This window comes from Hymenobacter tenuis (genome assembly GCF_054780495.1).
Genome location: NZ_BAAGWF010000001.1, coordinates 1,913,209 through 1,928,576 on the forward strand (window position 1 = coordinate 1,913,209; position 15,368 = coordinate 1,928,576).

At 56.4% G+C, this 15,368-nt stretch carries 10 protein-coding genes; 6 read left to right on the forward strand and 4 right to left on the reverse strand.

Annotated features, from left to right (window positions below; all coding sequences use genetic code 11):
* Window positions 1–248: 248 nt before the first annotated feature.
* From ACYVGU_RS08365 to ACYVGU_RS08375, 3 genes are all read left to right on the forward strand, one after another.
* A complete protein-coding gene (locus tag ACYVGU_RS08365) occupies window positions 249–2,825 on the forward strand; it encodes a TonB-dependent siderophore receptor (protein WP_460621663.1) in 2,577 nt (858 codons plus the stop codon).
* 139 nt (window positions 2,826–2,964) lie between these two features.
* The gene (locus ACYVGU_RS08370; protein ID WP_460621664.1) at window positions 2,965–4,290 is read left to right on the forward strand and encodes a PepSY-associated TM helix domain-containing protein; all 1,326 of its coding nucleotides are present in this window, start codon (window positions 2,965–2,967) and stop codon (window positions 4,288–4,290) included.
* An 89-nt stretch (window positions 4,291–4,379) separates the two neighbouring features.
* Entirely contained in the window at window positions 4,380–5,435 is a 1,056-nt protein-coding gene (locus ACYVGU_RS08375) for a bile acid:sodium symporter family protein (protein ID WP_460621665.1), read from the forward strand.
* 90 nt (window positions 5,436–5,525) lie between these two features.
* Here the strand turns inward: ACYVGU_RS08375 and ACYVGU_RS08380 are convergent, their stop codons facing one another.
* Both ACYVGU_RS08380 and ACYVGU_RS08385 read right to left on the reverse strand, forming a co-directional pair.
* Window positions 5,526–6,674: a PepSY-associated TM helix domain-containing protein gene (locus ACYVGU_RS08380; protein WP_460621666.1), complete on the reverse strand. Its 1,149-nt coding sequence runs from the start codon at window positions 6,672–6,674 to the stop codon at window positions 5,526–5,528.
* Between the two features lie 106 nt (window positions 6,675–6,780).
* Window positions 6,781–9,210, reverse strand: coding sequence for a TonB-dependent receptor domain-containing protein (locus ACYVGU_RS08385; protein WP_460621667.1), 2,430 nt, complete (start codon window positions 9,208–9,210; stop codon window positions 6,781–6,783).
* A 286-nt stretch (window positions 9,211–9,496) separates the two neighbouring features.
* Here ACYVGU_RS08385 and ACYVGU_RS08390 point away from each other — a divergent pair, with 286 nt between their 5' ends.
* Entirely contained in the window at window positions 9,497–9,949 is a 453-nt protein-coding gene (locus ACYVGU_RS08390) for an ankyrin repeat domain-containing protein (protein WP_460614367.1), read from the forward strand.
* 125 nt (window positions 9,950–10,074) lie between these two features.
* On the opposite strand, the gene ACYVGU_RS08395 is transcribed toward ACYVGU_RS08390, so the two are convergent.
* Window positions 10,075–10,782 (reverse strand): dienelactone hydrolase family protein, encoded by a 708-nt coding sequence (locus ACYVGU_RS08395; RefSeq protein WP_460621668.1) that lies wholly within the window; start codon window positions 10,780–10,782, stop codon window positions 10,075–10,077.
* A 192-nt stretch (window positions 10,783–10,974) separates the two neighbouring features.
* Here ACYVGU_RS08395 and ACYVGU_RS08400 point away from each other — a divergent pair, with 192 nt between their 5' ends.
* The gene (locus ACYVGU_RS08400; RefSeq protein WP_460621669.1) at window positions 10,975–11,430 is read left to right on the forward strand and encodes an ankyrin repeat domain-containing protein; all 456 of its coding nucleotides are present in this window, start codon (window positions 10,975–10,977) and stop codon (window positions 11,428–11,430) included.
* Window positions 11,431–11,471: 41 nt separating this feature from the next.
* Here the strand turns inward: ACYVGU_RS08400 and ACYVGU_RS08405 are convergent, their stop codons facing one another.
* Window positions 11,472–14,114 (reverse strand): glucosidase family protein, encoded by a 2,643-nt coding sequence (locus ACYVGU_RS08405; RefSeq protein ID WP_460621670.1) that lies wholly within the window; start codon window positions 14,112–14,114, stop codon window positions 11,472–11,474.
* A gap of 658 nt (window positions 14,115–14,772) precedes the next feature.
* On the opposite strand from ACYVGU_RS08405, the gene ACYVGU_RS08410 reads away from it, so the two are divergent.
* Window positions 14,773–15,312: an efflux RND transporter periplasmic adaptor subunit gene (locus ACYVGU_RS08410; protein WP_460621671.1), complete on the forward strand. Its 540-nt coding sequence runs from the start codon at window positions 14,773–14,775 to the stop codon at window positions 15,310–15,312.
* Window positions 15,313–15,368: the final 56 nt, after the last annotated feature.

The following is a 15,368-nucleotide window of genomic DNA, read 5'->3' on the forward strand; positions in this document are numbered from 1 at the left end:
TACTAACCGGGGCTGCTTCTGTCCCATACTACTAGGTTGCCTTTACCTTTTAAGCCCGGCTCAGGTCGGGCTTTTTCTATTTCCAGGAAGATAGCATGAAATATCTACATGGGTAAAACACTGAGCTACAAGACACTTATCGTTGATTTAGAATTTTTCTAAATAGATATTTTGAATCATTCTAAATAGACACGAGCTTTGCATCGCTTTACATCAGTCTACGCAACGCTACCCGATACGCACTTTCCATGCCCCGACCTTTTCCCCTCCTGCTGCTCTTATCTCTTCCATTATCAACCGTTGCAACTCCTGCTTTTACTACTGCCGGAGATGTTCCTACCCCTACTACCAAGCACGGCGACGACACAGCGCAGCGGGGCCGCCTGGCCGGCGTAGTGAAGGATAGCGAAGGCAAGCCAGTAGAGGGGGTAACGGTAGCCCTGAAAGGCACGGCGTTCGGGACCATGACCAGCACCGATGGCACCTTCCGGCTTTCGGCTCCGGCTGGCACTTACCAACTGGTTATCAGCAGCCTGCGCTACATTTCGCAGGAAATTCCGGTGACGGTTACGGCCGGCGAAACCACCCCAGTACCCGCTTTTACCCTGGCGCAAAGCAGCGAGCAGCTCAGCGAAGTAAAGATAACCGGCAACCGGAGCCTCAATGAGCGCCCTACCAGCGTCAGCAAGCTTCCCGTTGCCTCCCTTGATTTGCCCCAGAGCGCCGTTACGGTAGAGCGCCAGGTGCTAGAGCAGCAGCAGGTGTTGCGCCTCTCCGATGCCCTAGTAAACGTGAGTGGCGTGTACGTAACCAGCACCACCGGCGGCACGCAGGAAGAGCTGGGCAGCCGCGGTTTTGCCTACGGCAGCAATAACACCTTTAAAAACGGCGTGCGCTTCAACAACGGCGTGATGCCCGAGGCCAGCTCGCTGGAGCGCATGGAAGTGCTGAAAGGCAGCGCCGCTATCCTGTATGGCAACGTGGCCGCCGGCGGAGTGTTGAACCTCGTAACCAAAAAGCCACAGTTTGAGCGCGGCGGCTCGCTGGGCCTGCGCGTAGGCAGCTTTGGCTTCTGGAAGCCCCTAGTAGATGTGTACGGCGCCGTAGGCAACAGCGAGAAAGTGGCCTTCCGCCTGAATGGCACCTACGAGCAAGGTAACAGTTACCGCGACGAAGTGAAGTCAGACCGCGTGTATGTGAACCCCTCGCTGCTGTTTGAGTTGACGCCCAACACCACCCTAGTGCTGGAAGGCGACTACCTGCGCGACAACCGCACGCCCGATTTCGGTATTGGTGCCATCGACTACACGATTCTGGACTCACGCAGCCGGTTCCTGAATGCGCCGGGCGCCCGCAACGCCACCAACCAAACTAGCACCACCGCTACCCTTACCAGCCGCCTGAACGATGCGTGGCAGATTAAAGGAGTGGCCGGCTTTCAGCGCTACGACAACGAGTTACGCAGCGCCAACCGCCCCGTAGGCATCAACAATGGCACCATGCCCGAGCAAAAAGCCACGGCAACCACGCCTAGGGTGTCCGCGCACGCCAAGCCCTCCTTGTACGGCGACTGGGGCCGCAGCCTGCAGCGCACCATCACGGCCGAAAATTACTTTCTGGCCCAGATTGATTTGACCGGGCAGTTCCGCACCGGGTTTCTGGGGCACACCGTGCTGGTAGGCGCCGATGCCGACCAGTATCAAACGAACACCTTAACCCACGTAACGCAGGCCTACGACTCCATTAATGTGTTCGACCGCAGCCGGGTGTTGGGCGCGCCGGCCAAAGCCGTGAGCAGCTACGAAGAGCTGCGCCGCAATACCCGCACGCTGGGCAACACCCGCCGCGCCGGCTTCTACGTGCAGGATTTGCTGAGCGTAAGTGAGAAAGTGAAAGTACTGGCCGGCCTGCGCTGGAGCTACCAAGAAACGCCCAGCGACGTGTACACCTACGCTGCTACTACCACCGTAAAGGAAAACCGCCGTTACGATGATGCCTTTTCGCCGCGCTTGGGCCTAGTGTATCAGCCAATGAAAACCACGGCGCTGTTTGCTTCTTACTCGAACTCGTTTACGCCCCAGGGCAACACGGTGCTGGACCTCAATGCCCAGCCCTTGCCGCCTTCCATCATTGATCAGTATGAGGTAGGCATCAAAAACGACCTGTTCAAGGGGGCACTGTCGGCCAACGTAACGGCCTACCACATCGTGAACAGCAACCAGATTCAGACGGTGCTACCGAACGATCCGCGCATTGCAACAGCCGCCAACAAGGTGAATCCGCAGGAGTTGGCTGGTGAGGTAACCAGCAAGGGCGTGGAGGTTGACATCCAGAGCCGGCCGTTGTATGGCTTGTCGTTTATTGCCGGCTACAGCTACAACAACACGGCGTACACCAACAGCAATATTTACGAAAACGGCAGCCGCCTGCGCTACAACCCAGCGCATACGGCTAACCTGAGTTTGTTCTACAATTTCGGTAGTGCCTTCGGCGAAACTGCATTCCTGCGAGGTCTCACCGCAGGCGTAACCACCTACTACATCGGCGACCGACTGGCCGGCCGCAACAACCGCCAGGTAAACCCAGCCACCGGCGAGCCGTGGGTAGATGCCAGTGGCAACCCGGTGTCGGATGCCTTCAAACTGATTGCCGTGCCCAATTACCTGCAGCTAGATGCCTCGCTGGGCTACACCTACGACCGGTTTTCGGTGCGGGTGAAGGTAGCCAATTTGCTCAACGAGCTCAGCTACAACCTCCACGACGACAATAGCGTGAACCCCATTGCCCCGCGTAACTTTGCGGCTACCCTGGGCTACCGCCTGTAATACCCACCAAGTGGGGTAGCCCGGCTGCCCCCTGCATCTCCCCTCCTGTGAGTGAATAGAAAACCCGAAAGCTGCTGGCTGCAACCGGCAATCTTTCGGGTTTTCGACCGACATTGTGGTCTGTATTTCTTAGCCTGACATGAAAATTTTCTTTCGCAACATTCACCTGTACCTCAGCCTGGTTTCAGGACTGATCATTGCCGTGGTTTGCCTAACGGGCGGGGTGCTAGTATTTGAAAAAGAGCTGGAGCAAGCTTGGCACCCCGAGCGCTACTTTGTAGCTCAGGCTACTACCCCTGCCCTGCCGCTCAACCAGCTTACTGATGCCGTAAAAGCCTACAAAGCCGACGCCAAAATCACGGGCGTGAAAGTGTACGCTGACCCCACCCGCACCGTGGAGTTCAGTCTGGCAGGCGCCCCGGGCGGCCCCGGTGGTGAGCGGAAAGAGGGTGCCCGCGCAGGCGTTGAAACGCCGGCCAAAGAAGGCAGCGGCAATGCCCAGCAGCCAGAAGGCAAAGCGGGCAAAGGCGGCGAGGAAAAAGCCAAAGGCGGTAAAGGTGGCGGCGAAGGCGGTGGTGGCCCGAAGGTGTTCGTGAACCCCTACACGGCTTCCGTAACCGGCGAGTTGAACTACCGCGAAACGTTCTTCTTCACGATGATGGCTCTGCACCGCGGCATGGTGGGCGGCGCCATCGGGAAGCTGATTGTGGGCGTAAGCACGGTTATGTTCCTGTTCATCATCGGGACGGGAATTGTGCTGTGGTGGCCCGCCACGCGCAAGGCCATGAAGCAGCGCCTGCAAGTGAAATGGAGCGGCGGCTGGAAGCGTCTCAACCACGATTTGCACATTGTGCTGGGTTTCTACTCAGCGCTGTTCCTATTCGTGTTTGCGTTTACTGGCTTAGCGTGGTCGTTTGAGTGGTTTAATAAAGGTATTTATGCCGTTACCAACTCACCCATGCAGCGCCCCGAGCCCCCGGTTTCGGTAGTGCCTGGTACGGCTGCGCCAGCGGCTCCGGTGGAAGCTCCAGCGGCTCCGGAAACTGCTTTGGCTACTCCCCCTAGCCTTTCGCCCGATGCGGCCCTGGCCCGCGCCCGGGAGCTAGCCCCCAATGCGGTTTACTACACGCTACAGCTCCCGAAAGATGAAACTGGCAGCATTCGGGTCGCTACGTTGCGGCCCAATGCCGTGTATGAAAACGCCACCGATGAAGTGTACCTCGATCAGTATTCGGGGCAGGTGCTTAGCCAGCAAACGTATGAGCAGCGCAACTTGGGCCAGCGCGTACGGGGCATGTTCAAGCCCATACACACGGGCGCCGTGTTCGGGTTACCTTCCAAAATCATTGGCTTAATAGTGTGTGTACTAGGCTTTACCTTTCCTATAACCGGCACTATTTTGTGGCTGAACCGCCTGCGCAAGCAGCGCCGCAAACAAGCCAGATTGGTGGGCATAACCGCCTAGGCCAACGGCGGCGCTAAACCCGCAGCTTACTACCCCGTATTTTTTGAAAGCGTCAGGCCACTTTAGTCTGACGCTTTTATTTTGCCGCCATGAGTCAGCCCGCTACCCAGGTTCCAGTAACATCGCCCCCTTCATCTGATAACCGCTTTGTAGCCTTACTACGCAGGGCCGGTCTGCTCGACTGGTTTCTGCTAGGGCTGATTGGGGCAGTGCTGCTGGCTTACGTTATTCCAGAAGTAGGCAGCAAGTCGAGCCCCATTCCGTGGAAAGCTATTACCACAGCGGGCGTGGCGCTCATTTTCTTCTTTTATGGGCTGCGCCTGAGCCTCGAGAAGCTAAAAGCCGGATTGCGCAACTGGCGCCTTCATGTGGTGGTGCAGCTCATTACGTTTTTGGTGTTTCCGGCGCTGGCACTGGTGTCGCGGCCTCTGTTTGATGGCCTGAAGGGCGAGCAGCTCTGGCAAAGCATCTTCTTTTTGTGCACGCTGCCCAGCACGGTTTCTACTTCTGTGGTAATGGTGAGCATAGCGCGGGGCAACCTACCAGCTGCTATTTTCAATGCCAGCATCAGCAGCTTACTTGGCATTTTCCTGACGCCGCTCTGGGCCAGCCTGTTTCTGAATACTTCCGCTGATGGAAGCCAGCTCTGGGGCCTAGTCATCAGCCTTACCTGGCAGGTAATTGTGCCCGTGGTAGCGGGCGTAGTGCTTAACCACCGATTTGGGGCCTTTGCCGAGCAGCACAAAGGCAAACTCCGCATTTCTGATCAAATCGTGATTCTGCTGATTGTATTTACGGCCTTCTGCGAGTCATTTGCTGAAGGCATATTCAACAGCTATGCCCTCCGCGACGTGCTGCTCCTGGGCTTGGGCATGGTAGCGCTTTACGCAGCCATTTTTGGAGTAGTTTGGCTATTGAGCCAGCTTTTAGGCTTCTCGCGCGAAGACCGAATTACAGCTCTGTTCTGCGGTTCCAAAAAATCATTGGTGCACGGCAGCGTGATGGCCAGCCTGCTGTTTCCGGCTACCGCCGCCACTGGCCTCATCCTCCTACCCCTTATGCTCTATCATGCCCTGCAAATTATTCTGGCCAGCATGATGGCCCAGCGCATGGGCCGGGAAGTGCCAGCCACAGTACCAGCGTAAAAAAGCTGCATCTTTCACTACTTACTTTCAACAAAAACGCCCGGCAATAGCTGGGCGTTTTTGTTGAAAGTAAATGTGCAGTACGTGCCGTTAGGCCGTTGCGGCTACTGGCTGCACCTTCCGGGGCTTCTTGGCTTTGTTGCGCCGACCCCACCAAATAATAGTGCCGGTTACGGGGAGGCTCGCCGAAATCAGGCTGGCCAGGAACGCCACAATTTTGCCGCCCAGTCCCAGAATCTGGCCGGTATGGATGTCGTAGTTCATGTCGGTCAGCTTTGTGCCGGCGCTTTTGGTGGTGTGCAGGCTGGTTTGCAGTTCCCGGCCCGAAACGGGGTGAAAGGCGTAGTCGTCGCGGTGGTAGTAGTGCAGCGCCTTTTGGTAACTCCAGCAAAGAGCGGGCTCTTTACCCGTACCAACGGGCCCCAGCAGAATCATTTCGGCCTGAGGCGAGCGGCGGCGTACGGCCTGGTAGATCATATCGGATACGGGCTGAGCTGCCGCAGCCACGGGCTGCAAGGTGTCTACTTTGGCCGTTATCAAATCTTGAGGGTAGGTTTTCCCGCCGTTGGCCACATACGCTATGGGGGTAAGCACCGCCGGAAAAATCATGAACAGCCCCGTGAGAGCCAGCAGCAACCCAATGCTGGCGGCATAAAAGCCCAGCACGTTGTGCAAATCGTAGTTGACGCGCCGCCACCGGGCGCCCCACTTAATGGTGAAGCGTTGCTTACGCTCCTGTTTGCGCTTGGGCCACCACAGCACCACCCCGGTAACGAGCATCAGCACAAAAATCATGACGGAGCCGCCTACTACCCACTTCGCTAGGGGCTCGGGCAGCAGCAAGGTCATGTGGATTTCCTGCACAACAGCGAAGAAGTGCGTACGCAGATCGTGCTCGTGCAGCACCTCGGCGGTGTAAGGGTTCAGGTACACCTGCGTGGGCGCCCCGGCTTTGGTGGTAAAGAAAACGGTAGCGGAGCGCTCAGCCCCGAAGTAGGTAACCCAGGTGTCCTTGCTGGCAATATCGGGGTGGCTGGCCAGGGCTGCAGCCTGCAAACGAGAAGGCAACAGTGGAGCGGTGGCCTGGGCTTGTACCTTACGCCACGGCTCAATCAGGTCCCGGATTCCATCCTGAAAGACGAAGATGGCTCCCGTGATGCTTATAATGAACACCACTAGCCCCGTGGCCAGTCCTAACCACAAGTGCACCTTCCCAACCGCTTTCCTGAATTTGCTCATCGTTACAGCAACTGCTTCTGGCTTATTCTTGCAACCGAGCCTAGGAATGAAACCGTGGCCCGGCTGCCTTTAGCCGCCCTTACTACCTAGCGCTCCAAAACGCTACTTAGAACTTATAAGCTACGCTGCCCACAAAGCTGCGCAGCTTCTGCGCGTTCATGGTGGTGTAGCCAATCCAGTACCGCTCGTTGGTAAGGTTATCTACCTTACCCGAAATCCGGAACTTGGGCTGATCATAGAACACGGAGGCGTTCAAAATAGTGTAGGCCGGCAGCGTAAACTGACTGAGGGTAGTGTTCTGAATCTTGTTGTCGCTGGCGTAGTTGCCGCCCACCCCAAAGCCGAAGCCTTTCAGGGCGCTGGCGGGCACGCGGTAGCTTAGCCACAGGTTAGCCAGATACGGCGACGAAGCCGTGGCTGGCCGGCGCCCGTTCACCGTTTCGTCTGATCTGGTCAGCTCGGAATCGTTGTAGCTGAAGCCGGCTACCGCGTTAAAGCCTTCGAAGGGGTTGGCAATCAGGCTAAGCTCCACGCCTTTGCTGAGCTGCGTGCCGTTTTGGGTTTGCGCATTCGTGATGGTAGCCGTGGGCGTAGGACGCAGAATGTCTTTCACCCGAATATCATAGTAGCTGACCGTGGCGCTCACCTTGCCCTCGGCGGCATCCAGCTTCACTCCGGTTTCAAACTGGTTGGCACGCTCCGGCGTGGCGTTGCGCACGGTGCCTTCGGTATCAATAAAGGAGTTGCGGTTGGCGAAGCTGTTTTGGTAGTTGGCAAACACCGATACCCGGTCTTTCAGCGGCTGAAACACTACGCCAAATTTGGGCGAAAGCGTGGTTTGGGTGTACGCGGCCACCTCGCCGCCTACCTTGCCGCCCTGGTTTTCAAACCGATCAAGACGCAACGCCGCCAGCACGCTCAGCTTATCGGTAATGTTCAGCACATCCGACACGAAAGCGCTGTAGGTGTTGGACTTGGTGGTTACGGGGTACGTGAAGTCGGGGTCTTTGCTGTTGTACAAATTGCCCTGGTTGGTGCCGTTGAACTGCGTGTAGTCGTAGCCGGGCACATTTAGGGGCACAATATCGTAGCTGCTGCCGAAGAAGTTCTGGTCGGAATCAACCCGCAGGAAATCAAGCCCCAGCACCACGCGGTTGCGCAGGCCCGCCACCTGGAAGTCGCCGTTAAAAAGCTGCTGCGCCTCCAGCACCGTATTGCGGCTGTTGCCCGTCGATTGGTCGGCGCGGGCGAGGTAATTGGCGCCAGGTGCCGCGTTGGGGTTGCCGGTGGCCACGGCATCGGGTACTAGGTAGAAATACGGCCCAAACCCATCGGAGAAGCTCCGGCTGAAGGTAAGGTTGGTTGATGACGTGAAGGCCGATGAGAGCCGGTAGTTTACCTGGCCAAATAGGTTGGTGCTCCTAGTCTTCAGCTCCAGGCCGCTGCCCATGTAAGAGTTCTTATAGTCGAGGTTCAGCTCGTCGGCACGGGTAGCGCCCAGCTGCGTGGAGGGGAAGTAGAAAAAGATAAGCTGGCGGCCTACGTTGCGCCCCTGAAACAGCTCGGCATCGAGGTTAATGCTCAGCCGCTCCGTGGGCTTAAATGAGAGGCTAGGTGCCACGGCAAAGCTTTTGGCAAAGCCCTCGCTCTGGAAACTATCCTCGTACTGGTAGGCGGAGTTCAGGCGGAAGCCCAGCGTTTTGCTTGGGTTGAGTGGGGTATTCACGTCGGCGCTCACGCGGTGAAAGCCGTAGCTGCCGGCTGCTACCCCTATTTCGCCCCCAAACGTCTCGTAGGGCTTTTTGGTCACGCGGTTGATGAGGCCACCATAGGAGGTCAGGGAACTACCGAACAGCGTAGCCGACGGCCCCTTGATAACTTCCAGCTTCTCCAGGTTTACGGCATCAATATCACTGGTCACGTTGCCAGCCAGGCCGTTGCGCAGCTGGCTTTGCACAATAAAGCCGCGGCTGTTATAAAAGCTGCCACCATCGCCGGCCCGGCCCGTGGCTTCCCACATGCGCTGCACGCCCACGGCATTGCGCATGGCGTCATCTACGGTAAATACTAGCTGCTCCGAGAGCAGCTCCTTGCCCACCGTAGCATACACCTGCGGGTTTTCGAGGTTGCTTAGGGGCATTTTGGCAACGTAGTCGCTGCTTTTGCGCGCGAAACGATTCACGCGGGCGCCGTTCACAATCACCTCCCGAAGCTGCTCCGCGTTCTCCGATAAGGTAAAGTCCAGCGTTACGGCCTGGCCCCCACTTACAGTTACTAGCTTCTCTTCGGTCTTCAACCCAACCGCCGTCACCACTACCGTATACTGGCCATCGCGCACGCGCTCAATACTATACTGGCCTTGGTTGTTGGTAATGGCGCCCTGGCTGCGGCTCTTCAGGCCGATGGTTACGGCCTCGGCCGGCTTGCCATCCACTGTAGTAACCGTGCCCCGAATGGCGGCCGACTGTTGAGCGTATACTAGTATAGGAAAGGCCAGTAAGGAGGAAGTTAGGCCCAGGCGTTGCAGTGTGTTCATGTACTTTTTTCTATTTAGAACTATTCTAAAACAATACAAAGGAACACTACAGCCGAGTAACAACCAAAGTTATTTAGAATGATTATACATAATCATCTATAAATAGTTGGGCTTGAAGAGTTAGCTTATAGAAGTAACGGACTGATCTTATGTAGCTGGTGCACCCAAACGTTTTTAACGAATCAGTTGAGTAGCGTCGCTGTAAATCGGAAGCAGAAATAGGGATATTCCGGCATCAAGGCCTTACATTTGAGATTATTCTCTTCTTTCAATTGGATTTCCCGGCATGAAAAAACTTCTTCTCGTTTTTACTCTATTTCTCGCCGCTACTACGCTTTCTCACGCCCAAACGGCTACGCAAAAGGTGTATGCTGCCGTTGTAAAAAATAAGGCTGCTGACGTGGATGCCCTGCTCACTGCCGGCGCTGATGCCAATGCCCCAGTAGAAATGATGCCCGGCTTTCCTACCACTTTCCTTATTCTAGCGGCTGGCAACGGCCATTTAGACGTGGTGAAGGCCCTAGTAAAAAACAAAGCCCAGGTCGAGAAAGCAGATTCCTTTAACACCACTGCCCTCATGGCCGCTGCCGCCAACGGCAGCCTTGATGTGGTGGAGTTCCTGCTCGCCAACGGCGCTAACCCCAAGGCCAAAGATAAGGACGGCAAAGACGTGCTAGCTAACGCCAAGGAAGGCGGTAACGCCGATGTGATTAAACTCATTCAGGCTAAAGCCAAGTAGAAGCTTGCCCAGACAAAACCAGAGCGGCCGATCCATTTGGGTCGGCCGCTCTGGTTTTGTCTGAAAATAGGTGCTTTACTCGCGGTTGCGGCCTCATCATCACCTAGTAATTAAGTGAGACCCGGCTAACTGCGCAGCTTACCGTTGAAGAAAGCCAGCGTGAGAGCCCAGGCTCCGGCGGCAGCTTCGGGGTGGTAGCTGGGCCGTTCGTCGCAATGGAAACCGTGGTCGGCGTAGGAAATGACGGTGTTGATGTAGGGCTTGCCGGCCGCCTCTACGGCATCTGTTACCTGCGCAATGTGCTCCTTGCTGATGTGCGCGTCTAGGCCACCCCAGAAGAACAGGTGCGGGGCATGAAGGTCTTTGGCCCGGTCAGTGAGCGTGTGGGTGCCGCCGCCATAGTACGAAACCCCAGCTGACAGCGGCAACACAGCATTCGTCAGGAACGACACGCGCCCACCCAGGCAAAACCCAATGCTGCCGATTTTATCCGTCACACCCGACTGGCCTAGAAGCCAGTTGTAGCAGGCCTGCACATCGGCCGTGAGGCCCTCCGGAGTAATGGCGTTGTAGTGCGGCAGGGCTCCCGCAAAATTGGAATACGGTATTTCCAGACCAGGTTCGGCGGTACGGTGGAAAATTTCAGGCGCCACCACCACGTAACCGGCCTGGGCCAGCCGGTCAGCTACGTTGCGAATGTGGCCGTTCACGCCAAAAGCTTCCTGCAGCAAGATGATGCCGGGGTGCGGCCCATCGGTGGTCGGGAAAGCGGTATAGGCGTTGAACTGGGTATTGTCGGAGGCAGTAAGCGTAACAGCGTTCGGATAGCTCATAGAAGAGGTTAGTGAGGGGATGAGGAACAGGCTACCTAAAGCGGTTTCCGATGGTATTGTTTTTAATTGCTCTTACTTCAACCGTTCTATTACAATCCCAGCAGGAGTTTATGGCCCCATCCAGTTGTAGTTTATTATTAGAGCGAACCTACATTTATAGCTGCGTACCTCTTATTCATCTTTCATAGTCAAATGCCTAGAATTCTACTTACTGCTCTGTTTATTCTCGCCCTATCAGTTACTGGTCTTGCACAGAATAAATCGAAAGATCTTTTCGCAGCTATTCATAACAACAATGCCAAAAAGGTTGAAAGGTTATTAGACCAAGGTGCTGACCCAAGCTCCGTTATGCAACTTGGGCCAGGAGCTCAGTTTAGTGCCCTGACCATGGCGGTTAACGGCAGTACGTTAGAGATTGTAAAACTCCTGGTAGAGCACAAGGCCCAACTGGAGTGGAAGGATTGGTTTAAGTCCACAGCCCTGATGTACGCTGCAGCCAAAGGCGACCTAGCAATGGTCGAGCTTCTGCTGGCTCACGGTGCCAATGTTCTTGCCTCAGATGAACAAGGCAATTCGGTGCTGACGGCCGCGCAGGAGAGTAAAAACCAGCTAGTGATCGAATTAATAAAAGACAAGCTCAAGAATTAGGGAAAATAATACGCCGATAGCAGCGCATCTACGCTACTGTACTATTTAAGCTCAGCTACCTCCTGCATTTGCAGCAAACGCACAATCAGGCCGGTCCAGCCGGTTTGGTGGTTGGCACCCAGGCCGTGGCCGTCATCGCCGTGGAAGTACTCGTGGAAGAGTAGGTAATCTTGGAAATGCGGGTCATGCTGCAGTAGCTCACTATCGCCGAACGCCGGGCGGCGGCCGTTCTCATCCTTCAGCAGCAGTTTGGTGAGGCACCCCGCCAGGGCGGCCGCTACCTCCTGTAGATTCAGCAACTTGCCTGAGCCCGTCGGGTACTCAATCTGGAAACTATCGCCGTAGTAAAAGTGGTACCGCTGCAACGACTCCAGTATCAGGTAATTGATGGGAAACCAGATGGGGCCGCGCCAGTTGCTATTGCCCCCGAACATACTGCTTTCGGCCTCGCCGGGCACGTATTGCACCACAAAGTCATCAACTTCAGTGCTGAACACATAGGGGTGCTCTAGGTGGTGGCGGGACAAGGCCCGGATGCCGTAGTCAGATAGAAATTCGGTTTCATCGAGCATGCGGGTAAGCAGCCGTTTCAGGCGGGAGCGGCGCAGTAGCCCCAGCAGGTGGCGGGCACTTTTGCCCGGCTCTTCCCACCGCGAAACCAACTGGGCCAGGTGGGGGCGGTTTTCGAGCAGCCAAGTGGCACGGGCCGAAAACTCGGGCATAGCATCTAGCAGTTCCTGCTCAATTACCTCCACGGCAAACAACGGAATCAGCCCTACAATGGAGCGCACTTTCAGCATGGTGCGCTCCTCGTTGGGGGTGTGAAGTACGTCGTAATAAAAGCCGTCTTCCTCGTCCCAGAGGTTGAAAAGCCCGTCGCCGCCCCGGGTCATGGCATCGGCGATGTAGAGGAAGTGCTCGAAGAACTTAGCGGCCATATCCTGATACACAGGGTTGGTACGGGCCAGCTCCAGGGCCATGCGCATCATGTTCAGGGCAAACATGGCCATCCAGCTCGTGCCATCCGACTGCTCAATGAAGCCTCCGGTGGGCAGCGGGGAGCTTCTGTCGAATACGCCGATGTTGTCAAGCCCCAGAAAGCCGCCTTCAAAGATGTTTCGCTCGCTTTTGTCTTTGCGGTTTACCCACCACGTGAAGTTGAGAGCCAGCTTATGGAACACGCCCTCCAGAAAAGCCGTGTCGCCGTGGCCGTCGCGCAGCTTTTTGTCCATTTTGTATACCCGCCAGGTAGCCCAGGCGTGCACGGGCGGATTCACATCGGATAGGTTCCACTCGTAGGCCGGCAGCTGGCCGTTGGGGTGCATATACGAGTCGCGGGTGAGCAGGCGAAGCTGATTTTTGGCAAAATCTGAATCGACCATGGCCAGCGGAATGCAGTGAAAAGCCAGGTCCCAGGCCGCGTACCACGGGTACTCCCACTTATCGGGCATGGAAACAATATCGGCGTTGTGCAGGTGGCGCCACTGGCGGTTGCGGCCTTTGCGGCGTTCGGGTGGCGGCGTCTGCACCGAGGGGTCGCCTTCCAGCCACTGGGTTACATCGTAGTAATAATACTGCTTGCTCCAGAGCATACCGGCAAAGGCTTGGCGCTGCACGTTGCGCATGTCTGGGTCGGGCGGTAGGCTTTCCTGCACGCAGTCATAAAACTCGTCGGCATCGTGCTTGCGGGCCGCAAAAATGTGGTCGAAGTCCAGAAACGGCTCCTTACAGCCCGGCTGGCGCAGACGGGCGCGCACTACCCCCGACTGACCCGGCTGCAGATTCAGGTGGTACTGAGCCGCTACTTTGGTGCCTTTTTGGTCGGTGTTAATAGCGTCCTGGTCGCCGTTGACTACGTAGTCGTTGATGCCATCTTTAAAGTGCAGCCCCTTGGCCGGTAGGTTGTAGAGGCGGGCGCCGTTGGTTTCGTTTTCGCAGAACAGCAGCGTGGGAGTTTCATCACAATAAAGCTGATACTCTCCTAAAAGCGGGTGCTCGGCCACGACGGTACTAGGCCCTGTGGCGCGCAAAACCGGCTTGTCCTCGGCATGTCCCCACGACCACGTATTGCGAAACCAGAGTTGAGGCAGCACCTGCACCGATGCTTTTTTGGGGCCTCGGTTATGCACCGTAATTTTTATCAGGATGTCGTCGGGGCCGGCCTTAGCGTATTCGATGAACACATCGAAATACCGATTTTTGCTGAAAATATCGGTTTCCAACAGTTCGTATTCCGGCTCCTGACGGGTGCGGCGGGCATTCTCCTTTACCAACTTGCGGTACGGAAAGGCCCGCTGCGGATACTTATACAGCATACGCATATACGAGTGCGTGGGCGTACTATCAAGGTAATAGTACAGCTCTTTCACGTCCTCGCCGTGGTTGCCCTGGCCGTTGGTGAGGCCAAACAGGCGCTCTTTCAGTATTTCGTCTTTGCCATTCCAGAGGGCCACCCCGAAGCACAGCAGCTGCTGGTCGTCGGAGATGCCGCCGAGGCCTTCTTCGCCCCAGCGGTACGCTTTGCTGCGCGCCATATCGTGGGTAATGTAGTCCCAGGCGTTGCCGTCGGCGCTATAGTCTTCACGTACTGTTCCCCACTGGCGCTCGGTTAAATAGGGTCCGAATTTCTTCCAATCGGCTTTTTTGGTGGTGGTATCGGCTAAGCGTAGTTGTTCCTGCGTCATAGAGTAGGTGGCTCGTGGCTGAAGATACGGGCGACTGGCGGGTGCCAGCCATCCGGTAGTAAGCCAGTCTGGGCGCAACTTCGGGCTAGGGCTGCTTTCTACTACTAGGTGCCCCAGGCGTGCGAAGTGCAGTCTGCCGTACTCTGTTTTCAGCAAAACAGTTGCTACCGTGCAGGTACGTAGGCCGGAATATTTCGCTAGGCCTGCCCCGAGGCGGAACCCGCCGTGTGCTGAGTTCCGGGCCATACGGCACCTAGTAAACTGGGGTAACGCGGCCGAAGCAAGCCCTTAACACCTTGCTGTAAAACCAGGCCGCCCTGCCTTTAGCGCTTTATACCTATCAGATTGATAGCCAGACATGGATTTCGCCTCTGTTTGACAATATAATGGATTATATATATCTTTCACATACACCTTAAAGCCTGCTTATTTCTGGCTTGCCCGCCTGTCCGGGCCTTCTGTTGGGTGCCCGCAATCCTGATGCGGGCACAGAGAGTTACTATCGAGCTCACCCCATGACGATGCTATGGGCCAGCACATACCCCTCGCAGTTGCGGCTGCACTCTGGCTGTATTGGCAGCCGTTACCGGCAAAAACAGAGCGCAAGCTAGCTGCTCAGCTGCCTTCAAAAGCTGGGGCTACCTTACCCAAAGCCGCCGTGCCTAGTTTCACGGTGCGCGGAATGGTAGAGGCCGGCCGAGTGGTGCCCCTGATTACGCCGGCCCACGGCTGGGTGCGGCAGGTGTACTTCGAGGAGGGCGAATACGTCCGGAAAAGGCAAATCCTGCTGAAGTTTCTGGAGAGCAGCTCTTCGTCCAACCAAGTAAATCGGGCGTATTTCCTGGCGCCTTATGCGGGCTTTGTTGTGCAGAAGAAGGTAGTAGTGGGGGGCCATTTGAAAGCCGGCACTTGCCTGGCCACACTGCACGATGTTTCGCACGTGAAGGTGGTGCTGGCGGTTTCGCCCGAGGTAGCTAGGCAGTTGAAAGTCTGCGACCCGGTGGCGGTGCGCATTGCGGAATATCCTGCCCGGCGGTTCAGCGGAATAATTGAGCAAATTCAGCCCCAGCCCGCGGCCCACGGCACCCAGCGCCTCACAGTGCTGGTACGCAACCATACTACCCCTCTGATTCGGCCCCAGATGCATGCCAGCGTGCAGTTGCCGGCTTTGCTTGCAGGTGCCCTCAGCCAGCGGTAAGCCCTGTTTACTAGGTCCGGTGCCACCCCGAAGTGGCCTCGGCCACCCGTTATGCT

Excerpts from the sequence above, each read along its gene's own strand:
- ACYVGU_RS08365 (WP_460621663.1), top strand. The coding sequence starts at position 249 with ATGCCCCGACCTTTTCCCCTCCTGCTGCTCTTATCTCTTCCATTATCA.
- ACYVGU_RS08370 (WP_460621664.1), top strand. The coding sequence starts at position 2,965 with ATGAAAATTTTCTTTCGCAACATTCACCTGTACCTCAGCCTGGTTTCA.
- ACYVGU_RS08375 (WP_460621665.1), top strand. The coding sequence starts at position 4,380 with ATGAGTCAGCCCGCTACCCAGGTTCCAGTAACATCGCCCCCTTCATCT.
- ACYVGU_RS08380 (WP_460621666.1), bottom strand. The coding sequence starts at position 6,674 with ATGAGCAAATTCAGGAAAGCGGTTGGGAAGGTGCACTTGTGGTTAGGA.
- ACYVGU_RS08385 (WP_460621667.1), bottom strand. The coding sequence starts at position 9,210 with ATGAACACACTGCAACGCCTGGGCCTAACTTCCTCCTTACTGGCCTTT.
- ACYVGU_RS08390 (WP_460614367.1), top strand. The coding sequence starts at position 9,497 with ATGAAAAAACTTCTTCTCGTTTTTACTCTATTTCTCGCCGCTACTACG.
- ACYVGU_RS08395 (WP_460621668.1), bottom strand. The coding sequence starts at position 10,782 with ATGAGCTATCCGAACGCTGTTACGCTTACTGCCTCCGACAATACCCAG.
- ACYVGU_RS08400 (WP_460621669.1), top strand. The coding sequence starts at position 10,975 with ATGCCTAGAATTCTACTTACTGCTCTGTTTATTCTCGCCCTATCAGTT.
- ACYVGU_RS08405 (WP_460621670.1), bottom strand. The coding sequence starts at position 14,114 with ATGACGCAGGAACAACTACGCTTAGCCGATACCACCACCAAAAAAGCC.